Source organism: Paenibacillus sp. FSL R7-0333 (genome assembly GCF_038000365.1).
Taxonomy (GTDB): Bacteria; Bacillota; Bacilli; order Paenibacillales; family Paenibacillaceae; genus Paenibacillus_AQ; species Paenibacillus_AQ silagei.
In genome coordinates this window covers 6157354-6180891 of record NZ_JBBOBZ010000001.1, presented here as the reverse complement: position 1 = coordinate 6180891, position 23538 = coordinate 6157354, and the positions used below count along the sequence as shown (strand labels likewise).

Here is a 23538-nt window from a genome sequence, read left to right as displayed (position 1 = left end):
TACCGGGTTTTAGAAGGTGGAAGGCCGGGTGACGGCCTTCCGCCTTACATTAATTTGATGGAGTAGGAGACAACGAATATGGATGAGACCTTAGAAATAGATACTGGCGTCCGGCGTCCGAAGAAGAACAAGAGGAAAAAGCAGCCGATTACCTGGCGTGTGATTAAGAATCAGAATCAGCTGATCTGGATGTCTGTGCCATTAATGCTCTACATTATCCTTTTTGCCTACGTTCCTGTGTGGGGCTGGACCATGGCGTTCCAGAACTACAGACCGGCCAAGTCCTTCGGTGAGCAGGAATGGGTGGGACTGAAGCAGTTCAAGTTTTTGTTCACCGATGATAATTTCATTCGTGTCCTGCGCAATACGCTGGCTATGGGGGTTATCAATCTGATCCTCGGCTTCGTCACAGCCATCGTGCTGGCGTTGCTGCTTAACGAGATTAAGAAAGTATTCTGGAAAAGAACCGTGCAGACGATCTCTTATCTGCCCCATTTCCTATCGTGGATTATCGTTACCGGCATTGTGGCGACCTCGCTGTCCATCAATGACGGGATTGTAAATATCGTTCTGATGAAGCTGCATCTGATTAAGGAGCCGATTCTGTGGCTCAGTGAAGGCAAATATTTCTGGGGAATCGTAGGGGCTTCACATGTGTGGAAGGAAGTGGGCTGGAATACCATTATCTATCTGGCAGCTATCGCTTCCATTGACCCTGCCCTGTATGAGGCTGCGGAGATTGACGGTGCGAACCGTTACAAGAAAATGATGCATGTCACCCTGCCTGGCATCAAGGCAACCATTGTTATTCTGATGATTATGTCCATAGGACATGTGCTGGAAGCAGGCTTTGAAGTGCAATACCTGCTCGGCAACGGACTGGTAGTAGACTGGGCCGAAACGATAGATATTTTCGTGCTTAAATACGGACTTGCACAAGGGAATTATTCACTCGCAACCGCTGGCGGGATTTTCAAAACGGTGGTCAGCGTGACATTGCTGCTTATGGCTAACGGGATTTCCAAGCGGCTTGGGGAAGAGAGGTTGTTATAATGGCGGATAACCGGCAGATTAGCCCTGGGCACAAAGCAGGCTTTACGGCGAAAAGAAATCTGGGCACCGGCAGACTTGAACCGTTTTTGTTCACTTCCTTCAATACGGTCTTCATGGTCTGTCTGGTGGTTGTGACTTTATATCCATTCATCAATACGATTGCTGTTTCTTTTAATGAAGGAAATGATACGATCCGCGGCGGCATTTACTTATGGCCACGACAATGGACCTTTCAGAATTACAAGGCGATTTTTGCCACCGGAACCATTTTTGATGCTTTCCTGATCTCAGTGGCACGTACAGTGGTTTCTACATTGCTTAATATTTTTCTGACCACCATGCTGGCGTATACCTTAAGCCGCAGGGAGTACGTATTCCGTAAGTTTATTACTGTAGTCTTCGTGCTGACGATGTATTTCAGCGCAGGTCTGATCCCGAACTACTTCCTGATTAAGGACCTGGGCCTGCTGAACAGCTTCTGGGTCTATGTTATTCCATCGATGATCAGCGCGTTCAACATGATCGTCATCCGCACTTACATCGGCACGATTCCGGAGAGTCTGATGGAATCAGCCAGAATCGACGGCGCCGGTGATTTCAAAATCTTCATGCGGGTCGTCTTCCCGCTTTGTAAGCCGGTGCTGGCGACCATTGCACTGTTCGTGGCGGTCGGAGCCTGGAATGCCTGGTTCGACGCTTTCATCTACACCTCCTCCAAGCAGCACCTCAGTACATTGCAATATGAGCTGATGAAGCTGCTGTCTTCAACGATGAACTCCAACGGGAACCCTAACGTGTCGAACGGGGTGGGGATGGACCAGGATTCAGCGCGGGCGATGGTCACGCCGATTTCGATCCGGGCAGCTATCACAGTGGTCGCCTCCGTACCTATACTGCTGGTGTATCCGTTCATGCAGAAGTATTTCGTAGTGGGTCTTAATGTCGGCAGTGTGAAAGAATAAGCGTTCAGAGCGAATATACTTATGTATGCAAAATAGCAAAACGGGTGCAGTCCTACCAGGGACCGCACCCGTTTTTGTGCTATGATTCTGCTCCCTTTGAATAATCCCATAGAGCCGCGAGCATCCTTATAATGCTCTGCTCTTCCAAGGGCTTAGCAATCATTTTGAAAAAAATGATGACACAGCGGAAGAAATACCTTATTATTTAAAGAGATTTTTAATGAAACAGATTTTAAATAATTATAGTACAATAAGTCCTGAGGTTCAGAGAGTACGTTCAGGCAGTCTGTAAGGGAGGGCTTCATATTCTTTCGCTGAGTCAGGTTAGCAAGAGCTTCACTCTGAAGGACGGCCCTTATACGGCTGTCGATCAGGTATCGCTTGAAGTCCAGGCGGGTGCCATTCACGGTATTATTGGCGCCAGCGGGGCGGGGAAGTCCACGCTCCTGCGGCTGATGAATCTGCTGGAGCGGCCCGATGCAGGAACGGTTATGGTTGACGGGCAACAGCTTACGGAACTGCCGGACAAGGAACTGCGCCGGCAGCGGCAGAGAATCGGTATGATCTTTCAGCATTTTAACCTGATCGGCAATGCCACTGTCAGCCGGAATGTGGCGATCTCACTGGAGCTTGCCGGAGTGCCGCGTGCAGGGCGGATGAAGCGGGTGGAGGAATGTCTGCAATTCGTCGGCCTTGCGGACAAAGCCGGGCAATACCCGGCCCAGCTCAGCGGCGGACAGCGCCAGCGGGTAGCGATTGCCCGCGCACTGGCGAATAGTCCGAAGCTGCTGCTGTGCGATGAGCCGACATCTGCGCTTGATCCGGGCACCACGGCGGATATTCTAGAGGTGCTGCGCCATATCAATGCTTCCCTGGGCGTAACGATTGTGATCGTTACCCATGAACTTGATGTAGTGCGGAGCATCTGTTCCGAGGTATCCGTCATGGAGGGCGGACGAATCGTAGATTCCTTCTCCCGCGGCGAGGGCGGCTTCCTCCCGCCGGGAACGCATTCAGGCTCCTTCCGGGAGAGAATCACCGGCAGAACGGGGGCATCCCATGTTTGAGAGTATGCTGAAATACCAGGATCAGATGTGGCAGTCTATCGGCGAGACCTTTGTTATGGTCGGCATTGCCATAGGCGCTGCGCTGCTGGTGGGGCTTCCGCTGGGGACACTGCTGTATTTTTGCCGCAAAGGCCAGTTGTATGAGAATAGAGGGCTGTCCCTGGTGCTGAACAGCATCGTCAATGTCATCCGTTCGTTTCCGTTCCTGCTGCTGGTGGTGGCGCTGATTCCGTTCACGCGGCTGGTCGTAGGTACGTCGATTGGCACACTGGCGGCCACGGTGCCGCTGTCCATCGTTGCCATTGCTTATTACTCACGGCTGGTAGAGCAATCCCTGCTGGAGGTTCCGCGGGGAACGATTGAAGCGGCATTGTCGATGGGAGCATCCAAGCTGGGAATCATCTTCAAATTTCTGTATGTGGAGGCCCGTTCAGGGCTGGTGCTGGGACTCACGGCGTCTACGATCAGCTTCATTTCTTTTTCAACCGTAATGGGGGTTGTCGGCGGCGGCGGGGTGGGCGATTTCGCCATCCGTTACGGGTATCAGCGCTTCGAGACTGAGGTCATGATCTACGCCATTCTTGTGATGATTGTACTGGTGCAGCTCATTCAATTCACGGGAAGCACGATAGCCAGACTGCTGGACAAACGCTAGAATACTATACAATAATGGGGGCTTGAGAGATATCATGAAGAGAACAGGAAGAAGAATGACCACCACGTTTACACTGGTACTGCTTGTATTGACGCTTGCACTTGCAGGCTGCGGCAACAGCAAAAAAGCGGAAGAGACACCGGCGGCAACCAGCACCGGGCCTGTGAAGATCAAAGTAGCCTCGCTGATTCCGCCAATGACGGATATCCTCGACATCGTGAAGCCGATTCTGAAGGAGGAAGGCGTAGATATGGAGGTTGTCGTGCTGTCTGATAATGTGCAGCCGAACGAAGCACTGGCGAACAAAGAGGTGGATGCGAACTTCTTCCAGCATGTCCCGTACATGGAACAGTTCAATGCCAGCAAAGGGGCAAAGCTGGTGCCGGTTCAGCCTGTATATGATGCCATCTACGGCGGGTACTCCAAACGCTTCAAGAATATTGCTGATCTGCCCGAGGGAGCAACGCTCGTGATGGCGAATGATCCTTCCAATATTGGTCGCTCGCTGCAAATGTTCGCAGATGCCGGGTTGATCACGCTGAAGGATGGGGTAGGAATTCAGGCTACCCAAGCTGACATTACTGCCAATCCGAAGAACTATAAGTTCGAGGAAGTCGATCTGCTGATGCTGGCCCGGATGCTGGATGATGCCGATCTGGTAGCGATGACGCCGGCCTATGCCAGCCCGCTGGGTCTGACTCCGAAGAAGGATGCGCTGATCACCGAGCGTGAAGATTCCGCCTTCACCATCACCCTCGTTGCCCGTGAGGACAACAAGGATTCCGAAGCCATCCAGAAGCTGGCGAAGGCGATCAGCGGCCCGGAAGTGAAGAAGTTCCTGGAGGATAATTACGCGGACATCGCGCTGCCTGCTTTTAAATAGAAGATAAACGGGTTACATCCTATACCGAAGTAAATGAAAAACGGCCTTCTCTTGGGAGAGAGGGCCGTTTTTTTGTTGCGCAGGAAGCACATTGCTCCTGCTTGATACATCAATGATTCCCTAATTTACCGTAGAGCGTTAACGGGATACGCCACCTCATATTGCGCCGTTTCAATCCAGGTTCCGGTAGTGAAATCCCGTCCCCGCACAAGCACTTTATCAGCATAGACTTCTATATAATAGCCCTGGCTGCCGCTCTTGTGTTCATCTGCATCCGTCCAGAGGTAGGCCACCGAAGCAGCATTGAACATTGTAGCCGTCTGCCCGTTGCCGGGAAACATCGTGTTGCTGACCTCCAGTTCCCAGTGGGTATGTCCGGTGAACAGCAAGGTCTGCGGGTGCCGCGACAGAATAGTACGCAGCTCCTGATCCTGTGTTACCCCGTACCATTCCTGAGATTCCAGTGAACCGGCTACCGTATCCTTCAGCGGCTGGTGCAGGAAGAGGAAGACAGGCTGATCCTGCGCGGAAGCTGCCGCCTGTTCCCCAAGCTTCCAGTCCAGCCACTGCAGCTGTTCAGCGGATAGACTGCAGAACGTAGGCAGCCCTTCCTCCGTGCCGAGGAAGATGAAATGATACCCTGAGATCCAGTGGTCATGGTAGGGACCCGGCATCCCCATACGGGAAGTATACATCGCAAGGCGGGATTCCCAATGCCCTAGACCGACATCATGGTTGCCCAAGGTGTAACGAAGCTGCGGCAGTGAGGCCTGATGCTGTTCAAGAATACGCTGGACCTCCTCATACTCCTCCGGGAAGCCATTGTTCGTAATATCTCCAATATGCATGATGCCGCTGCTGCTCTGTGAGTGTAAGGCCAAATCCTGCAATGCCCGTCCGAAGTTCTGATTGTACTCATGCTCGGGATCGGCCGTGACATGTGTGTCGGTAATAATCTGGAACGTCAGCAGCGGTTCAGTAACGCCCGGTATGGAAGATGTATTCATAGACAAGCGAAGCCTCCTTGAAATATTTTATAATCGTTAGGCTAATGCCCCTTGGTACTAATGTTCAAGCCAATAATTCCGGCTACAATCACAGTCACCCATAGGAGGGAGGAGCCCGTCAGCCTCTCTTCGAACAACAATGCCCCCGCCAGAGAAATCAGAAGGATACCTGCCCCGGACCATACGGCATAAGCGACTCCAACTTTGATGGAGGTGAGGGCGACACTCAGTGAGGTGAAGCTGATTCCGTAGAATACGAACATCAGCACAGAGGGCCAGGGCCGGGTGAGGCCATGAGACAGCTTCATGGAGACCGTTCCGGACAGCTCGAAGACAATAGCTAGAGCAAGAAACACCCAAGCCAAGGCCCCTTCGGCCTTCATCGTGCCATCTTTCGTACGTCAAGCTCTGCATAAGAAGACACGATACAATCTGCATCCAGCAAAAGAGTCGTGGCAGTCTGCGTGTCTGCCGTCAGCCCACATCGGCCCGCACCAGCCGCTCCGTGCGCATCACCCGACCCGCTTGCGGCAGCATCTGCATCTGCCGCCGCAGTGACCCGGCTTGCTGCCGCCTGCCCGTTCCCGCCCGAGTTTGCGGCCGGTCCTTCCGCCACAGCTGAAGCCGCCAGCCCGGCGGTAATTCCGCCGGCAATCCCAATGGCTACGGCAGCGCCCGCTGCCTTCGCCATCCGCATATCTCCGTTCGTATCGCCGATCACGGCGGCTTCAGCCGGAGATACCCCCAGCCGCCCGCAGGCAAGCAGCGCCATGTCGGGGAAGGGCTTGCCCCGCTCCACCTGATCGGTGCCGATCACGGCGGTGAAATACTGGCGGATGCCCAGCCAGCGCAGATGACTCTCGGCTGCCGCAGTTTCATCAGCAGTCACTACGGCCATAGGGATGCCCAGGGCAGCGCACGCGTCCAGAAAGGGCACTAGCCCGGGAAGCGGGCGGACCGGACGGCTCTGCTCCAGCATCGCATCCGCTGCATTCCGGCAGGAGTCCACCAGTTCGACCGCTTCGGCCCAGGATAGGCCGAGAGAATAACCCTGCCAGGACGCAATGGCGTACAGATCGCTCATTGTGCCCATGGCGAGCGGACCGTTACGGTCGTAATCGGTGATCTTCCCTGCGGCATCATGAACTGTTCCCAGCAGGGAGGCCCGGTGCTGCTCAGGGAAGCTCAGTCCGTGCTGCTCAAGCTTGCGGGCGAACTGGTCCAGGAAGAACTCGCCCCAGCTTCCCCAGAGGGATACGAACTGCAGTAAGGTTCCATCCTTGTCGAACAGGATGGCCGATAAGGGATAGTATCCTTGCGGAGTGTTAAGCTCGATCATCCAGCGTCCCCCTTCATTAATAGAAATTTGTTCAGCAATTCTATTTCAGTTTATCCAGTGCCGCCTGAGCCGTCTGCTGCGCTTCCTTCAGCGCCTCGGCTGCCGGGATATTCTCAATCTGCACCTTATCCGCAGCGATGGTCAAGGCATCATTAATTTTGCCGCCTGTCGGGTCCTGGAACGGAGGGGAAGCATGAGCCGCCTGCTGCAGCGGGATTTTGATCTGCGGATTGCTCTCACTGAAGGCGACGAATGCCGGATCTTCCAGCGCAGACTGGCGGACGCTAATATATCCGGTGTGGATGGACCAGAAGGCGGTATTCTCGGAGCTTGTGAAGTAGGTCAGCCATTTCATCGCTGCCTGCTTCTCGGCGTCTCCGGCTTTGGCAGGAATACCGGCCATACTCGCCCCGGCGACAGGTTTGCCTTCGCCGGCTCCGGCCCAGCCCGGTTGCTCCATCGCGGAGACGACGCTGAAATCGAGGTCGCCCTGGTCGCCGCTGGAGCCGGTGTATCCGGCCGCCTGGCCTTTCATCACATCGTCAATCGTCTTGTACCAATACTCCCAGCCTTGCCCGCCCGAATGAATGCGCATCGTCTTGTCCTCATGAATTGCTTTGCGGAAGAACTCCCAGGCGTCGATCCACTCCGGGGAATCAATCGTGACCTTGGTGCCGTCCTCACTAAGAATACTGCCTCCTTTGCTGAGAGCGGCATCAACCATATTGCCGGAGCCCCACATCGGTTCCCAGCCGTAGAAGGTGGTTTTGCCGCCTTCGGAGACGGTCATCTTTTTTGCGGCCGCAGCGAGGTCTTCCCAGGTCTTAATCTGGCTGGCGTCTATGCCGCTTTTCGCAAAAGCATCCTTACGGTAGTACATCACCTGGGTCGATCCATACATGGGGAGGAAATACTGCTTGCCGTCCACCTGGCCCTGGTTCAGGAAGGTCTGGACGAAATCCTCTTTATTGAAGTCCGGCTGCCCGGCAATCAGCTCATCCATCGGGGCGTAATAACCCTTGCGCGCCCAATCGATATTGGAGGAGAGGACCGCCGCCGGGACCTGCCCGGCAGCAATCGCTGCCTGAAGCTTCTGTTCGGTCTCTGTATAATCCCCCTGCACGATCCCCTTGACGATGACCTCCTGCTGGGAGGCGTTGAATTTCTGAATGAGCGATTCCATATTTTCACCCAGCTTGCCGCCGAGCCCATACCAGAATTCAATCGTGACCGGTGCGCCTCCAGCCGGAGCGGCATTGGCAGCAGGGACTGCGGCGGCTGCTCCGTCCGCTGTGACTGCATTGTCGGGAGCGGCATTTCCGCCGCAAGCGGTGAGCACGGAGAGTCCGGCGATCAGGGATGCTGCAGACAACCTTTTGAAAATAGAAGAATTTCTCGCTGGAACGGTACCGTCCTTTAAAAGGACGGCGAAGCTGTTTCCACTTGATACGTTCATCATCATTCTCCTCTTGGGTATTGAAGTTTAGGGTTTAGCCTTTACTTGAGCCTGCGGTCATGTTGACACTTTGCATTATCGTTTTCTGCGCCAGCAGGAAGATTAGCAGCAGCGGGGCAATCGTGAAGGCGCTGGCGGCCATGATGAGCGGCCATTTCAGTCCGTAAGCACCTCCTTCCACGAAGAAGCTGCGCAGACCGGCCGAGACCAGCTGCAGGCTGGGGTCCTTCGTAATGAGCATCGGCCAGAAGTAATTGTTGTACTGGTCAATGAAGGTAATCAGCGCCAGTACGGCGAATGAGGATCTTGTGACCGGCACAAGGATCGTCCATAGAATCCGCATATGCGAGGCACCGTCCACTTCACCGGCCTCCACCAGCTCATGCGAGACTTGAAGGAAGGCCTGCCTAATCAGGAAGATCGAGAATATACTCACACAGTTGGAGAGAATCAGGCCCGCATAGGAGTTCAGCAAGTGTAACTCGGAGAGGACCAGGTATCCGGGCAGGTAGACTGCCGTTGCAGGAACCATATAACCGAACAGAATCACTCCGGCAAAAACGCCCTTCAGGCGGAATTTCATATGCGTCAGCGCATAAGCCATCATCCCGGAATTGATTGTCTGCAGGAGGACAATGGAGACAGCGACGAAGATACTGTTACCCATATATCTGGCGAACGGCGCCTCGTTCCAGGCAGCGGCGAAGTTGCCCCACAGCGGCACCTCAGGCCAGAGTGTGGGCGGAGAGCGCCAGATCTCATCATTGGTCTTGAGGGCACTCGTAACCATCCAATAGAACGGGAAGGCCATCAGAAGAGCAAGCACGGCGAAAAAAATCTGGCGGACCAGCCTACTGATACGTGTGAATATAGGCAAGCGGTGAGACCTCCTTAAGGGCTGATGGTAAAGCTTCTATTGATAATGAGTGGTCCGCTTGCTGATCCCGAAAGAGAGGACCGACAGCAGCATGCAGATCAAGACCAGAACGACAGCTACAGAAGAAGCCTCTCCGATCTGGAACGATTCGAAGGCGGACTGATAATACAGATAGAGCAGAGTGCGGGTGGAGCCGGACGGGCCGCCCTGGGTCAGGACATTAATCTGGTCATAGGCCTGAAGTGCCGAGACTAACTGCACCACGAATAAGAAAAGAGTAGTTGGCGAGATCAGCGGCCATGTAATCCGCAGGAACTTCTGCACCGGGCTTGCCCCGTCCAGCTCCCCGGCTTCCAGCAGGTCGGAAGGCACATTGCGCAGCGCCACCAGATAGAAGATCATTGCCCAGCCGACCGACTTCCAGATCGTGACCAGCAGGACGCCGGTTAATGCCCATTTGGGGTCCTGCAGCCAGCCGATGGAGTCCAGACCGAAGAAGTTCAGCACCGCATTGGCAAGTCCGGCTTCAGGCTGATAAATCCAGGACCAGACGATAGACACAGCGACGGTCGGCGTCACCCAAGGCGAGAACAGCAGGATCTGATAGAGGGCTGAGCCCTTCAGCTTTCTGTTCATGAGGAGGGCCAGACCCAGTCCGAGCAGGATCACCGGCAGCACACTGCCGAGACAGAAGAGAACGGTCACCCTTAGCGCTTTGTAAAAAGCGGGGTTGCTGAGCAGATCGGTATAATTCTGCCAGCCGACAAAGGTTTTCTCCGGGCTCATGAAATCCCATTCCGTGAAGCTGAGATACAGCACATACAGCAGCGGCGCGAGCCAGAACACGGCGAACGGGATCATGGCCGGCAGAGTGAACAGCACGGGCTTCAAGCCGCTGAATAACTTTGAACGTGTCATTTTCGTCCATATTCTCCATTTCCTCCACATTGGTTGATGCGGTATAATGCAGAGGACAGTTCCTCTGTTCAAAAAAAATTGTACACTCATGAGACAGGCTTGTGGTCAAGCGGGGGTAAAGCCCGGTCGGATTTTGTGTAAAATTTGTAGGATGATTGCCGTATAGCTGCGGTATTGTGTAAGGTAGAGAGAACGATTCTATGTGAAAATGAGGTGCCACCTGATGAAGCAGGCCGCATTCGGCGAAGAAAATCCGCACCGTTCGCCCCGGGAGCAGCTGCTCGGCCCGGTGATCGATGCCATAGCCCAGACCATGGATTTATATGGAGCGAATTATTCTTTCGGACAGCTGTACGGAGTGATGTTCTTCGAGGACAAGCCGATGACGCTGGAGGAAATGAAGCAGGTCATGAATATGAGTAAAAGCAATATGAGCTACGGAGTCCGCTCCCTGATCGCCTCCCGGATGGTCACGAAGCTTCCGGAGAAGCGTGAGCGGAAGGAGCTGTACGCAGCGGAGACGGACTTCTTCGAGGCCTTCCGGAACTTCTTCACCCTGAAGCTTCAGCGGGAGATCGATGTGATGCAGGAAGCCATGGGAGCCGGGGTCCCGGGCCTCCAGGCACTGGCCCATGCACCAGACACACCCGAAGAGGAGCGGCAGGCCTGCCTCAGAGATTTGGAGAAGCTGGAGCATGCGGCCGAGTATTATGCCTGGCTGCAGCGGTTCGTGTCGGGGCTTGCGGAGGGGGTTGTTTTTGGCGGCGAACGGGGAAGTACCGGCGAGGAAGGCGGAGTATGAGCTATGAATAATCAGATTCTTATTGTTGATGATGAGACGGATATAGTTAATCTGCTTAAAGATTATTTTGAGATAAATGGTTATAAGGTCTTAACCGCGCGGAGCGGCGGGGAGGCATTACGCAAAGTAGTGTATAATCCAGACATTATTTTACTGGATATTAATATGCCGGAGATTGATGGTCTTGAGGTGTGCACTCGTATACGGGATTTCGTATCCTGCCCTATTATATTCCTGACTGCGCAAGTGGGAGAGTCAGATAAAATTAATGGCTTTCGTGTGGGCGGGGATGATTATATTGTGAAGCCATTCAGCATTGATGAGCTTGGAGCTAGGGTAGAGGCACATCTGCGCCGTGAACGAAGACAATCTGTTAAGACACAAACCAGATTTTCAGATGATTTAGTGATCGACTACTCCGCCAGAGGAGTGTATTACAAAGGACGGGCACTTTCTTTTGCCAAGAAAGAATTTGGTATTATTGAGTTGTTGTCCATGAACATCGGTCAGGTCTTTGATAAGGACCATATTTATGAAAAAGTCTGGGGACTGGACCATGAAGGAGATAGCATCGTTGTTGCAGAGCATATCAGAAGAATTCGGGCCAAACTTAATGAGGTTAGTAATCACATATACATTTCAACAGTATGGGGTGTGGGCTACAAATGGGTAGGGTAATTAAAGGCTGGCGTAACTTATCCATTAGGTTGACATTTATAATCTATATGCTTGTATTTGTCCTTCTTGCCGGACTCCTTAGTATGATCACCATTACTGGGGCAGGCCAGATACGTAATAATATGTTTTTAAAGTATAATCCTTCTTACACCTCAGCGGATATTGAGAATCCAGCCATTGTCTTTAACATGAAGGACTTTAATACAGACTATTCTTATACAGACGAACAAATCATTAAGTTTTGTGGTTTTTTGGATTCCTGGTCCATTTTGATATTTTTTGGGCTAGCTACCCTGGCGGCTTCTTTGTTGTTTTACCATAATAAGCTCAAACAACCCATTGGGGTTTTACGCGAAGCTTCTGCTAAAATATCCAATAATGACTTGGATTTTCATATTCCGCAATATAGCGAAGATGAAATGGGGCAGCTGTGCACGTCTTTTGAGAGCATGAGAGCTGCTTTGGAGGATAACAACCGTCAGATGTGGCGTTCTATAGAGGACAGAAAACAGTTGAATGCAGCTTTTTCACATGATCTCCGGACACCGCTGACAGTATTAAGAGGTTACGCGGATTTATTAAATAAATATCTTCCAGAAGGTAAAATAAGTAAGGAGAAGCTACTGGATACGATAACAACCATGAGTATACATATATTACGGCTGGAGAATTATGTGCAAATTATGGGCGAGGCCCAAAAACTCGAAGATATCTCGGTAGCATGGACCAAAGTAGAGGTTTCCGTTTTTTTGGAACAACTAAGCAGTTTAGCTGAATTTCTGGCACGGGAACAGTCACTGGAACTTTCATTTGAAAATCATATATCTGAACCATCTTTGTATATGGATACAGGAATGGTTACCAGGATATACGAAAACTTAATTGCCAATTCCCTTCGTTATGCGAGTCTGACGATTTTTGTACGATTTGAAATGGATGAGGGATTCTTTTCAATTACAGTCAGTGATGATGGCAAAGGGTTCTCAAGCCAGGATCTGAAGCTCGCTACCACTCCGTTTTATACTAGCAGGTTGGAAGCTGAGGAGAGCCATTACGGTATGGGGTTGAATATTTGCAAGGTACTGGCTGAGAAGCTAGGGGGCGGTATTCAGCTAACAAACACTAAGCAAGGTGGTGCTTGTGTGAAAGTTTTGATAGGAGTGCACCAAAGTTGATAAATAATAGATATTTATTGGATATCCTTTCCTAGAGAACAACTTAGGGGAGGATATTTTTGTATCCACGTATAAAGGGAGGCGCCGATATGATTCTGGAAGGAAAGAAATTATGTAAATATTATGGCAGTGGAGAAGGTCAAGTGAAGGCAATCCACAATGTTGATTTCTCAGTGGTGAAAGGTGAGTTTATCTCTATTGTTGGACAGTCTGGTGCAGGCAAAAGTACATTAATGCACATCATTGGGGGGTTGGATGCTCCTACAAGCGGTGAGGTCATCATAAATGGGACTTCCATTTATACATTGCCAATGAGTCAACTAGCAGTGTTTCGCCGCCGCCAAATCGGATTTGTGTTTCAGGCATTTAATTTGGTGCCCTCACTTAATGTGTGGGAGAACATCATTTTACCCATTGGGCTGGATGGGAAGAAAGCAGATGTTAGCTATATTGAAGATATTTTAAATACTTTGGGGATCTATGAAAAGCGGGCCAGTCTGCCCACAGTATTGTCTGGAGGCCAGCAGCAAAGGGTGGCAATTGCCCGTGCATTGGCAGCTAGACCGGCTATTGTGCTCGCAGATGAACCCACAGGAAATCTCGATAGCCGTTCTAGCAACAACGTTTTGGATTTGCTGCGTTTATCCGTAGAGAAATATAACCAGACTTTGATTGTTGTAACGCATAATGACGAAGTGGCTAAGCTTGCAGGTCGGACTGTTCGAGTGGTGGACGGTTCCATAGCAGTAGAGGTAGAAGGATGAAAAATACGATTACTGTCCACAATGTATCCCTGAAAAATCTACGTCATCACAAAAGCCGGACCTTATTGACTGTAGGTACAGTTGCTTTAGCAGTAGCCTTAATTTTTGTGGTGCTGACTTATTTTTACTCTGACGACCAGAGGAGCAAGCGAGAAGCGATTAATGAGCTAGGTGCCTATCATGTGCAGTATGAGCATTTGTTGCCGGAGCAGCAACAAGCTATTGAGAATAATCCGAAGATAAAAAAGCACTATGTTTCCTATATCAGTAAAAATGTTAAATCGGACACGTTTGAAAAATTGAATATTAATATGGCTATAAGTTATATAGAGGGAATTAATGAAGGACTGATTCAATTAATGCAAGGGAGGGCTCCGGTCGCTGACGACGAAATTGTATTGGATAAATGGGTAATTGAGGAACTTGGCTTTTCTCCTAACATAGGAGTAGTAATTCCATTGAATTTGCAAGTTATGAATGCAGGGGAAACAGAGCATATAACAAAAAAAATTAAGCTAGTTGGCATTATTGATGATATCGCCGTACGTAAAACGGTTAGAGCTGGTCTGATGTTTATTTCTCAAAACCTTTCCAGGCAATATAGTCCTAACCCGGATGTTGTTTTATTTGCTCTTTTGAATTCAGACTTTAATGCTTCATCTACGGCTCACAAAATTGGTGAGGGTTCTCAGCTAAAAGATGATCAAATACAAATCAATGAACGTTACAATGGCGCATATGAGCAGAATCCGTTATCTATTCTGAAAGTAACCATTGTTGTGTTTGTAATTATAATTAGTGCAGCCATGGTTATTTATAACATATTCAATATATATATATCAGAGCAGATCCGTTTATTTGGGATGATGAAAGCAATAGGAATGACTCCTAATCAACTGCGAAAGATGATTCTTACGGAAGGACTTATGATTTCGCTGGTTGGGAGTTTTATGGGGCTTTTGCTGGGGGTAGGGGGAAGTGCAGCATTTATTCCCTTCTTAGGAAATACGGCTAGTGGTAGCTCCGAATTATATGTTCAACTGACTCCTTACATTGCTTGTATTGCTTTTATTACAGGTCTGATTCTCGTTATATTTTCTGTTTATATTCCTGCTAAAAAAGTAGGAGGAATTACGGAGATTGCAGCTATTCGTTATAATCCCGCTGAAGACTTGGGAAAGAGAAGTCATAAGACCAAAAAAAAATTCAAAAATTCAATTAGCGGTTTTGCCCTGGTATTGGCACAATTGATTCGATACCGTAAACGCACTTGGGTTACCATAACATCGATTACCCTGACAGGACTTATTTTTGTGGTCACTGGGAGTATTCTTAGTAGTATTAATATTAATAATATGGCTGGAAGTATGGTGCCTGGTGATTATAAATTAAGTACTGCTGCTTACCGTGGAACTGATGGAAACCTAGATCTGTTAAATAACAAAGTTATAAACCAAGTAGATGCTATTACTGGTGTCAAGACAGTATTAACAGAAATGTATGATGTCTTGATCTATAACAAACAAGATGCAAACCTTCATCTCAAGGACATGGCGAGTATGAAAAACCCGGAAATTCGTACGGATATTTATGCTTACGATGATGCCTTAATGAAAAATACACTCAAGATGCTCGGGAAAGATGATTCTATGCTTACAGAACTGAGAAATGGTGATAATCTCATTGCGGTCGCGGAAGATGGAAGGTACAAAGTGGGTGATAAAATACGATTGGCAAAGTATGGAGAAGGAAAGAAAGAACATGTATTCACTATTGTCGGTGTATTGCCCAATTATGTTACGTATAAAGGTAGTACTTCAGAGGGGGGAGCTCTTATTGCGCATCAGAACCTGTTTAAACGATTGGACTTAGATCAACGTATTAAGCAGATTAGTGTTTTAGTCGATCAAGGCCAACAAGGGAAGGTAGAGCAAACCCTCAAAGGGATTGCAAATGCCGATCGAAGAATAACATTCACTTCTTTTCAAGAAATATATCAAGAGTTCAATGGAATGAAGAAAGTGCTTCAATTGGCGGCTAATGGTCTTATTTCAGCATTAATGATTATTAGCATATTTAATTTAATAAATTCAAATTTGACGAGTATGAATTCTAGAAAGCGGGAAATTAGCCTAATTGAAGCTATTGGACTGTCGCGGAGTCAGCTGATTTTACAATTAGGCAGTGAAGGCTTAATGGTGATCGTAATCAGTCTGTTGTTCACTTTTTCACTGGGCATTCCAGCAGGATATTTTGGCGTTGAAATTTTCAAGCAATCCGCCGCCTATGTCCAATATCAACTGCCAATGACAGCCATGCTAACCCTATTATTCGCCTATTTCACAGTTCAAATAGGGATTACCTTCTACATGCAGTGGCGCTTAAGCAAGGAGAGCTTGATGGAACGAATCCGGTTTAGTGAATGAGCGAGGGAAAGCAAATAGCTGAATATAATATTTAAGGGGGCAATAATAGTGTTTCAATCTAAAGTGAATTCTACAAAACCCGTTTACAGTATATTAGTTGTGGTAATGGTTATTGCATTATCGTTAACAGCATGTGGAAGTAAAAAGGGGGATGAGATTTCTCCTGAGTATCATGGCGTAAAATATACAGGTCAAGGAGATGTGGAAACAAACGTTAATGTAGTTATTTATAATGAAGATGATATTTTGTTTCTTCAGACCGTTAAGATTATTGATGATAACCCCACGGTCTGGAAAGCACTTCAGGCCATTTCAGACAATGCTGAACAGGGGATGCTAATCGAAAAAAATCAGAAAGGACAAATAATTAAGGTAGATGATATAAAAAATAATAAAGAGAAGCACTGGAAACTTTTTATTAATAATACTATTGAAGAGGGAGATATTGAGAAAGTTGGGCTTGATGAGAACCAGCCGCTAACATTGAGATACTCTAACGATTAGTCAATGTACGGGGAGGGATATGCTATAATTTTGCCCAGGGGATGTTCTTATAAATGATAGAACGGGAGTCCCTCACAAACCTGTTTTTTAGAGAAAAGGGATGATGTGGCATGAAGCATAAGGGGAAAATGAATCAGTTATACGTGGTGGGAATAGCGCTCTTATTTGTTTATTTATTTTGGGGAGGCACCTATGTCGGCATGAAGATTGCCATCGAGACGATACCGCCTTTTCTGATGGCGGGGGTCCGCTTTTTTGCGGCAGGTGTGGTCCTGTACCTCATTGCCAGATTAAGCGGAGCGAAGCGTCCAGTAAGGCGTGAATGGCGTGCCTCTGCGATTGTCGGCGCCTTGCTGCTGCTTGGGGGCAACGGGGTTGTGGCCTGGGCAGAGCAAAGAGTCTCTTCCTCCATCGCTTCGCTCATCGTGGCGGCAGTGCCTGTCTGGATGATGCTGATGGGCTGGCTTGGGCGCGGCGGCAAACGGCCGAATACCGGAGTTATCGCAGGAATCGTTCTTGGACTGCTCGGTATCGCCGTACTGGTCTTCCAGCCGGGGAAGGGGGAGACGGGGAACGCTACCAATCTGATCGGAATTATTACCGTGCTGGCAGCTTCCATAAGCTGGGCAGCAGGGTCCATGTACTCCCGAAGCGCGACCATGCCGGGTTCACCTTTGATGGCGACAGCGGCGCAGATGCTAACAGGAGGCGCGCTGCTGGTGATTTTCTCTTATTTTACCGGCGACTGGTCCAGACTTGAACTCTCTGGCATTTCTATGCGATCGTACTTGGCTCTGGCCTACCTGATCACCTTCGGCTCCATTGTCGGCTATACAGCTTATATCTGGCTGCTTAAGAATGCTGACGCTACCCTCGTCTCCACGTATGCCTTCGTTAATCCGGTAGTCGCTGTGCTGCTTGGCTGGCTGCTGGTAGGCGAACAGCTTACCTTGAACACCCTGATCGCAGCCGTGATCATTATCGGGGCTGTGGTTTTGGTAACTCTTTTCCGTAGTAAGCCACAGCCGGCGGCTACTCAAGCAACGCTTGATATACAACCGCAGCAGCGGCCGTTACACTAATAGTAAGGACGTATCAACAGCCGGTACTCTAACAGAGCATCCGGCTTTTTGGTATGCCTTTACCCCATGTGCATGCAGCCCTTCGACCGACGAGCATTGGCTAGACCTCCCCAGTCCTGCAACCATCCCCGACTAAGGTCCAGTACATAAAACCGTCCACAGTCTGTTTTGAAAGATGCGGGATTGCCCTAGAATAAGGGTATAAGAAAGAGAGCAGCGAAAGGCGGTGATAACAAATGCAAAGAAACAAAGGTAACGGACTTGCGATTGCGCTGATTGTAATCGGAGCGGTAATGCTGCTTGGCATTCTGCCTCACTTGATTTCAGGAATCTTCGGTATCCTGTTCCCGGCAGTGCTGGTTGTGCTCGGATACTACGGAATTAAGAGCGGCCGCAAGATTATCGGCTGGGTGGTGCTGTTCATCGGTGTCATGTCCCTGATCTCCAAGCTTTCCTGGATTATCGGTCCGCTGCTGGGTATTGCTCTGGTAGTGTGGGGCATCTCGGTACTGAGGGGCAAACAAAGCAGAACATACTAATACACACAGTCCATACTTATTAAGAAGCAGGGAGGGAGCAGGAAATCATGAGTGTTTTTCGCAGAATGAGGGACATCACCGTAGCCAACTTGAATGAACGCCTGGAGCAGAGCCAAGATCCGGTGAAGCTGATTGATCAATTTCTACATTCAACCCGTGAAGAGATCGGGGAGGCCGAACGGCTGTACCAGCAGTACGCTTCTCATACGAAGCAATTGCAGCAGCAGGTGAATCAGGCCACCGCCATGAGGAACAAACGTGAAGAGCAGGCGCTCCTCGCACTCAAGGCAGGCGAAGATCATCTGGCCAAGCTGGCATTGCAGGAGAAAATCATCCACGAGGAAAAGCTGGAGCAATACAGCGGGCTGCTGGAGACGAGCCAGCAATCACTTTTCGAACTGGAATCCCAGCTGAACGAGCTCAAAATGGAGTATCAGACGGTATATAGCAAACGCCAGTTCTATGCAGCACGGATGGAGTCGCTGCGGCTGCAGCAGCGCATGAATCAAAGAGCCGGTGCTTATGGCGGCGGAGATGTTCCCAAAATGTTCGGCCGTCTGGAAGACAAGATGAACGACTGGGAGCTAGAAGCCAAAAGCCTGAGCGACTTGCGCCGGATGGGACAGGAATATGCGGTGCAGGCCGGAGAGACCGTGGCAACCGTACTCGAAAGAGAAATGGCCCGTCTAAAGGAGAAGCTGAACAATGATGGCAGAAAGGAGTAGTAGTATGACCCGATTGTATCGTTCAACAAGAGACAAAGTAATGACTGGGCTGGCAGGCGGATTGTCCGAGACTCTCGGCATTGACTCTACACTGTTCCGGATTCTGCTGGTGATCAGTATTCCATTTAGCGGTGGAGCTACAATCCTCGTATACTTTATCGCAGCAATGGTGATTGCCAAGGAGCCTAACCAGTACAATCCCTTCGGTCCCGGACCGGGTGGGCCGGGTGGCCCGTACGGCGGACCCTACTCCGGCGGACCTGAATATGGCCGCGGACCACAGGCTCCTCACCAAGGACCTCAGGGATATGGCCCCTATGGCGGACAGCCGGGCTACAATCCCAGCTATGACAAGGCAAGTGCTCACACAGCTCCCGATTCTGGCCTGGATGCCATGATGAAGGATATCGAGAAGAAGGCACTGCAAAAAGAAGTGGAAGAGCTCAAACAAAAACTTGCTAAATACGAGAAGGGAGAAGTGTAAATTATGGGAGTATTCAAACGGATTAAAGATATGACTAAGGCGTCGGTAAATGATATGTTGGATAAGGTAGAGGACCCGATTGTGATGCTGAATCAGTATCTGCGCGATATGGAGGCTGAGATTCATGAGGCTGAAGTAACGGTAGCGAAGCAGATGGCTAATGAACGCCGTATGAAACAGCGTGTGGACGAAGCTGCCAAGGTAGCCGGACAACGCGGGGCACAGGCTGAGCTTGCGCTGAAGAACGGGCAGGAGGAAGTTACCCGTAAGCTGCTGGAAGAGAAGATCTACTTCGACCAGAAGTTTACCGAGTATGGCGAGCTTCACGCACAGGCTGAAGTACAGGCCAAGGAACTGGTGCAGCAGCTTCATGATATGAAGGATGAGTTCTACAAAATGCGCAACAAACGCAATGAACTGGTATCCCGCGCTCAGATGGCTAAGGCCAAGAAGCAAATGTCCCAGATCAGCAGCGTACATTCCATCGAAAGCGGAAGTGCCTCCCTTGGCTTCCACCGTATGGAAGAAAAGATCATGCAGCTTGAAGCGGAAGCAGATGTCATGCGCGCTCCGTATAGTCCTTCGGCAACCGCATATGCTAAGCCGGTAGATCCTGAGAAGGAACTGAAAGTAGAGGAGCAGCTTGCCGCACTCAAGAACAAGCTGAACTCAACTCCAGCAGCCCCTCCTTTGAATAAAAAAGAACAATAATCCCTGTTCCTAAAGAACAGCCGGATATGATATGCTGATCAAGGTAAAGCCATACGGTATGGATTCTCCATACCGGTATGGCTTTTGTAGCGGATGCAGTATGTGGAAGATGTAGCTTCGCGATACTTCAGCTAATGCTTATGAGGTCAGTTTTGCTTCAAATATAAGAATTGATATGCTGCGCAGGAGGTGCGGAAATGGATAAACGGAACCGTTTGATTGCCATCGGATTGATTGGTGTAGGCTGCTTGATGATATTTGGCAAATGGCTCGGCTTCTTCTCCATTGTCGCACTCCTGTTCCTGCTGCTGGGAATCTACCGGACGACGTCGGGCAGGGTCAAGCAAGGCTATAAGCTAATGGGAGTCGGAGCGGTACTGCTGCTGCTGGATCATTTGCTGCTGGTGCTTGGCATCTGCCTGCTTTCGCTGGGGATGTTCTTTGTCAAATCGAAAAGAATGCAGCGCAAGGCGGGGTTTGTGCAGAAGCAAAGCTTTTCTTCCCGATTCGACTGGGATCTCTCGCCTTGGGTGATGCGCAGCCTGAGCGCCTGGCATGTGCTGGGTGAGGTGGATGTGGATCTTTCCCTGGCCATGGCGGAAGAGCAGGAGACGATTATGCTGTATCAGGGGATTTTTGGTGATGTGGATATCCTGCTGTCTGAGGATTACGGGGTGGAGATTGAGGCATTCGTGCTGTTCGGCTCGATTGAGACCGGCAGTAACCGCGATACGGGGATGCTGAACCGGTTGAACTGGAAGTCACCTAACTATGACAGCTGCGAGCATAAAGTGAAGTTTAACATTTCTTATCTGATGGGGGATCTGGACATACGCTTCCCCTAAGAGTATGTTAGACCAAGAGAGAAGGGAGAGCTCCCGGCATGGACAAAAAAAGCAGTAACATGGTAACGCGCAGTATGGGTGAGGGAGCTCTGTTCTCTCTGTTCATGCTGCTCGTTATTGCATATATTATGTATACATATGGGCTACTACGGCCGTTCGAGGATTGGCGGATTGGCGTAAGGACAGGATTGACGCTGATTCTGCTGCCGCTGGCTTTCGGAATCGGGTACGGCTTCTATCAGGGCTTCCGCAGCAAGCGCAAGCTGGAATTACTGCGGGCCACCCTGGTCGCCTGGGAGAAAGGCAATCTCACCCCGGCCATGCCGGACCTCGGCAATGATGAGCTGGGGCGGCTCGGGGAACAGCTCGGGCGGATCAGCGGCAAATGGGAGAATCAGGTGAACACGCTGCAGCGGCTCTCCACCAATAATGCAAAGCTTGCCGAGCAGGCGCGGGTTACGGCAATTATCGAGGAGCGGCAGCGGCTGGCACGGGAGCTGCATGATGCGGTATCGCAGCAGCTGTTCGCCATCTCCATGACGGCAACGGCCGTAGGCCGGACGCTGGAGAAGGACTTCGATAAGGCACAGCGGCAAATCGCGCTGATCGAGGAGATGTCGGCAGTAGCCCAGTCGGAGATGAGGGCACTGCTGCTGCATCTGAGACCGGTGTATCTGGAAGGCAAGGGGCTGGAGGAAGGTCTTCAGGAGCTGATTAAGGAATTGAAGATCAAGGTGCCGATTGATATTGTGTTCGAGATGGATCAGGGTGTAGAGCTGCTGAAGGGCGTGGAGAATCATTTGTTCCGTATTGTGCAGGAGGCTATCTCCAATACGCTCCGTCATGCCAAAGCGGAGAAGATGGAGATCCGCCTCCACCGCCGGGGCGATACGGTCCGGCTGACGCTGCGCGATGACGGAATCGGCTTCGAGATGGATGACAGCAAGCAGACCTCCTACGGTCTGTCGAATATGCAGGAGCGGATTACAGAGATCGGAGGCTCGATCCAGTTCATCACCGCTCCCGGCAAAGGCTTGCGGATCGATATTACCGTACCGGTAGTCAATGAATAGAGGGCAGGTGTAGTGATGGAGATAGAAGAAGATGATGCAATCAAGGTCCTGCTGGTAGACGATCATGAGATGGTCCGGATCGGACTTGCTGCGGTGCTTGGCACCGAGGATGGAATCGAGGTCGTAGGTGAAGCCGGAAGCGGCGAAGAGGGCATCCGTCTGGCCCAGGAGTATACACCGGATGTGGTGCTGATGGATCTGGTCATGGACGGCATGGACGGAATCGAGACGACAAGACAGCTGCTGAAGCTGTACCCGGATTGCAAGGTGATTGTGTTGACCAGTTATTTGGATGATGAGAAGATGTATCCGGTGATTGAAGCGGGAGCCTTCAGTTACCTGCTTAAGACCTCACGGGCCAGCGAAGTCGCTGATGCGATCCGGGCAGCCGCAAGAGGCCAGTCCGTGCTGGAGTCGCAGGTGGCTTCCAAGATGATGAACCGTTTCCGTTCCAATGCAAGAGGAGAGGCACCGGCTTACAAAGAGCTTACCGAACGCGAGATGGAAGTGCTGAAGCTGTTAGCCCAGGGCAAATCCAACCAGGATATTGCCGATCAATTAATTATTGGAATCAAGACGGTGAAATTCCATGTCACGAATGTTCTTGCCAAGCTGGGGGTTGAAGACCGGACCCAGGCGGCTATTTATGCATATAAGAATGGACTGGCGGAGTAAGCTGAGTAGGAGTTTACTTACTATAACAATAGGAATTTATTAACAGACCAGGTATGTTCAAGATACCGTGGTCTGTTTTTTTATTTAAGATAAAGCTATTCGTATGTATGACTCTCATGCTTGATGTTTATTATTTTACGGGTGAAGGTAAACACAGTCCAGCAGAAAGGCACAAATAGGAGAAAGATTAAAAATTTAAAGAAAATCCGCCAATCCGCAGTGCCGTTTTCATATAAATCTGCGATAAGGGAATAAAGTGAAGGATTACTTACGAAAAAGGTGAGTGCAAGAAGAATTGAGGCAATAGCAAAGGCATTCCTTATTTTGGTGTAATACTGAATCGCTTCCGTTCGTTCAGTGAAAATATTTAAGGGAGTTCCGTCGTTCTTTTTTTCCAGAATCAATAGCTCGGAATTTATGTTTCCAGGCAAACCTGCAAATGAAGTAGCTCCTTTCCCATAGGGACGCCAACGCTTATTGCCTATCGCAAACTTCCCGATGTTCAAGCTCTGAGAAAAATGAGTTAAACCTAAGTCATCTAAATATTCTTTATATTGGTCCAACTGCTGAATGGACTGATCGGCTACAAACTGTATTCTGTAAACATACTCTCTCGGATGGCAGGTTTCAAAACTGTAAAAGCACCCTCGAACCTGAACCAGGCGCCAGCCATCAGCTACCATAGAATTAAGCCATTTTTCCTGACTTTCGAGAGCATTAATAAAGACTTTAAAGACACTTTTTTTCATGTTTCAGCCTCCTCAATAGTTTGAAGTCCTAACTGGTAGAGTGAATGAAGTCTTTTTAATTCTAACAATGCACTTTCCTTTCCAGCCTC

26 protein-coding genes are annotated in these 23538 nt (G+C 49.9%); 19 read left to right on the top strand and 7 right to left on the bottom strand.

Features of this window, described 5'->3' with window-relative positions; all coding sequences use genetic code 11:
- Window positions 1-78: 78 nt before the first annotated feature.
- From MKY86_RS26150 to MKY86_RS26130, 5 genes are all read left to right on the top strand, one after another.
- Window positions 79-1053, top strand: a complete 975-nt coding sequence (locus MKY86_RS26150) for an ABC transporter permease (protein ID WP_076081983.1) — start codon at window positions 79-81, stop codon at window positions 1051-1053.
- Window positions 1053-2015 (top strand): ABC transporter permease subunit, encoded by a 963-nt coding sequence (locus MKY86_RS26145; protein WP_083685514.1) that lies wholly within the window; start codon window positions 1053-1055, stop codon window positions 2013-2015. The genes MKY86_RS26150 and MKY86_RS26145 overlap by 1 nt, the downstream gene beginning before the upstream one ends.
- Before the next feature lie 305 nt (window positions 2016-2320).
- Complete coding sequence (locus MKY86_RS26140; RefSeq protein WP_076081984.1) at window positions 2321-3082, top strand: ATP-binding cassette domain-containing protein; 762 nt, start codon at window positions 2321-2323, stop codon at window positions 3080-3082.
- On the top strand, window positions 3075-3737 hold the full coding sequence (locus MKY86_RS26135) for a methionine ABC transporter permease (protein WP_036731110.1): 663 nt from the start codon (window positions 3075-3077) through the stop codon (window positions 3735-3737). The genes MKY86_RS26140 and MKY86_RS26135 overlap by 8 nt, the downstream gene beginning before the upstream one ends.
- 55 nt (window positions 3738-3792) lie before the next feature.
- Window positions 3793-4620: a MetQ/NlpA family ABC transporter substrate-binding protein gene (locus tag MKY86_RS26130; protein WP_076081985.1), complete on the top strand. Its 828-nt coding sequence runs from the start codon at window positions 3793-3795 to the stop codon at window positions 4618-4620.
- A 125-nt stretch (window positions 4621-4745) separates the two neighbouring features.
- Here the strand turns inward: MKY86_RS26130 and MKY86_RS26125 are convergent, their stop codons facing one another.
- From MKY86_RS26125 to MKY86_RS26100, 6 genes are read right to left on the bottom strand one after another with little or no spacing between them, the layout of a single operon-like run.
- Window positions 4746-5627, bottom strand: coding sequence for a metallophosphoesterase family protein (locus MKY86_RS26125; RefSeq protein ID WP_076081986.1), 882 nt, complete (start codon window positions 5625-5627; stop codon window positions 4746-4748).
- A 41-nt stretch (window positions 5628-5668) separates the two neighbouring features.
- Complete coding sequence (locus tag MKY86_RS26120) at window positions 5669-5983, bottom strand: DMT family transporter (protein ID WP_445669913.1); 315 nt, start codon at window positions 5981-5983, stop codon at window positions 5669-5671.
- 23 nt (window positions 5984-6006) lie between these two features.
- Entirely contained in the window at window positions 6007-6966 is a 960-nt protein-coding gene (locus MKY86_RS26115; protein ID WP_076081988.1) for an HAD family hydrolase, read from the bottom strand.
- Window positions 6967-7006: 40 nt separating this feature from the next.
- On the bottom strand, window positions 7007-8422 hold the full coding sequence (locus MKY86_RS26110; RefSeq protein ID WP_083685516.1) for an extracellular solute-binding protein: 1416 nt from the start codon (window positions 8420-8422) through the stop codon (window positions 7007-7009).
- A gap of 34 nt (window positions 8423-8456) precedes the next feature.
- Window positions 8457-9299 carry a carbohydrate ABC transporter permease gene (locus tag MKY86_RS26105; RefSeq protein WP_076081989.1) on the bottom strand — a complete coding sequence of 281 codons (843 nt, stop codon included), beginning with the start codon at window positions 9297-9299 and terminating at the stop codon, window positions 8457-8459.
- A gap of 36 nt (window positions 9300-9335) precedes the next feature.
- Window positions 9336-10217: a carbohydrate ABC transporter permease gene (locus MKY86_RS26100; protein ID WP_076081990.1), complete on the bottom strand. Its 882-nt coding sequence runs from the start codon at window positions 10215-10217 to the stop codon at window positions 9336-9338.
- 223 nt (window positions 10218-10440) lie between these two features.
- On the opposite strand from MKY86_RS26100, the gene MKY86_RS26095 reads away from it, so the two are divergent.
- The 14 genes from MKY86_RS26095 (at window position 10441) to MKY86_RS26030 (ending at window position 22700) form a co-directional block, all read left to right on the top strand.
- Window positions 10441-11019 carry a GbsR/MarR family transcriptional regulator gene (locus MKY86_RS26095; RefSeq protein WP_076081991.1) on the top strand — a complete coding sequence of 193 codons (579 nt, stop codon included), beginning with the start codon at window positions 10441-10443 and terminating at the stop codon, window positions 11017-11019.
- Between the two features lie 3 nt (window positions 11020-11022).
- The gene (locus MKY86_RS26090; protein WP_076081992.1) at window positions 11023-11697 is read left to right on the top strand and encodes a response regulator transcription factor; all 675 of its coding nucleotides are present in this window, start codon (window positions 11023-11025) and stop codon (window positions 11695-11697) included.
- A complete protein-coding gene (locus MKY86_RS26085; protein ID WP_340827583.1) occupies window positions 11685-12872 on the top strand; it encodes a HAMP domain-containing sensor histidine kinase in 1188 nt (395 codons plus the stop codon). Before MKY86_RS26090 ends, MKY86_RS26085 begins: the two co-directional genes overlap by 13 nt.
- 89 nt (window positions 12873-12961) lie before the next feature.
- Entirely contained in the window at window positions 12962-13636 is a 675-nt protein-coding gene (locus tag MKY86_RS26080; RefSeq protein WP_076081994.1) for an ABC transporter ATP-binding protein, read from the top strand.
- Entirely contained in the window at window positions 13633-16062 is a 2430-nt protein-coding gene (locus MKY86_RS26075; RefSeq protein WP_076081995.1) for an ABC transporter permease, read from the top strand. Before MKY86_RS26080 ends, MKY86_RS26075 begins: the two co-directional genes overlap by 4 nt.
- A 48-nt stretch (window positions 16063-16110) precedes the next feature.
- Entirely contained in the window at window positions 16111-16566 is a 456-nt protein-coding gene (locus MKY86_RS26070) for a hypothetical protein (RefSeq protein ID WP_076081996.1), read from the top strand.
- 110 nt (window positions 16567-16676) lie between these two features.
- Window positions 16677-17648 carry an EamA family transporter gene (locus MKY86_RS26065; protein WP_076081997.1) on the top strand — a complete coding sequence of 324 codons (972 nt, stop codon included), beginning with the start codon at window positions 16677-16679 and terminating at the stop codon, window positions 17646-17648.
- A 236-nt stretch (window positions 17649-17884) separates the two neighbouring features.
- A complete protein-coding gene (locus MKY86_RS26060; protein ID WP_036731138.1) occupies window positions 17885-18187 on the top strand; it encodes a LiaF transmembrane domain-containing protein in 303 nt (100 codons plus the stop codon).
- 47 nt (window positions 18188-18234) lie between these two features.
- On the top strand, window positions 18235-18912 hold the full coding sequence (locus MKY86_RS26055; protein ID WP_036731140.1) for a PspA/IM30 family protein: 678 nt from the start codon (window positions 18235-18237) through the stop codon (window positions 18910-18912).
- 4 nt (window positions 18913-18916) lie between these two features.
- Complete coding sequence (locus MKY86_RS26050) at window positions 18917-19396, top strand: PspC domain-containing protein (protein WP_076082064.1); 480 nt, start codon at window positions 18917-18919, stop codon at window positions 19394-19396.
- Between the two features lie 3 nt (window positions 19397-19399).
- Window positions 19400-20107, top strand: coding sequence for a PspA/IM30 family protein (locus MKY86_RS26045; RefSeq protein WP_036700284.1), 708 nt, complete (start codon window positions 19400-19402; stop codon window positions 20105-20107).
- Window positions 20108-20304: 197 nt separating this feature from the next.
- The gene (gene liaF, locus MKY86_RS26040; RefSeq protein ID WP_076081998.1) at window positions 20305-20952 is read left to right on the top strand and encodes a cell wall-active antibiotics response protein LiaF; all 648 of its coding nucleotides are present in this window, start codon (window positions 20305-20307) and stop codon (window positions 20950-20952) included.
- A 38-nt stretch (window positions 20953-20990) separates the two neighbouring features.
- The gene (locus tag MKY86_RS26035; protein ID WP_076081999.1) at window positions 20991-22025 is read left to right on the top strand and encodes a sensor histidine kinase; all 1035 of its coding nucleotides are present in this window, start codon (window positions 20991-20993) and stop codon (window positions 22023-22025) included.
- Between the two features lie 15 nt (window positions 22026-22040).
- Entirely contained in the window at window positions 22041-22700 is a 660-nt protein-coding gene (locus MKY86_RS26030) for a response regulator (protein WP_036700278.1), read from the top strand.
- A 95-nt stretch (window positions 22701-22795) separates the two neighbouring features.
- On the opposite strand, the gene MKY86_RS26025 is transcribed toward MKY86_RS26030, so the two are convergent.
- Window positions 22796-23449 (bottom strand): DUF2812 domain-containing protein, encoded by a 654-nt coding sequence (locus tag MKY86_RS26025; protein WP_076082000.1) that lies wholly within the window; start codon window positions 23447-23449, stop codon window positions 22796-22798.
- Window positions 23450-23538: the final 89 nt, after the last annotated feature.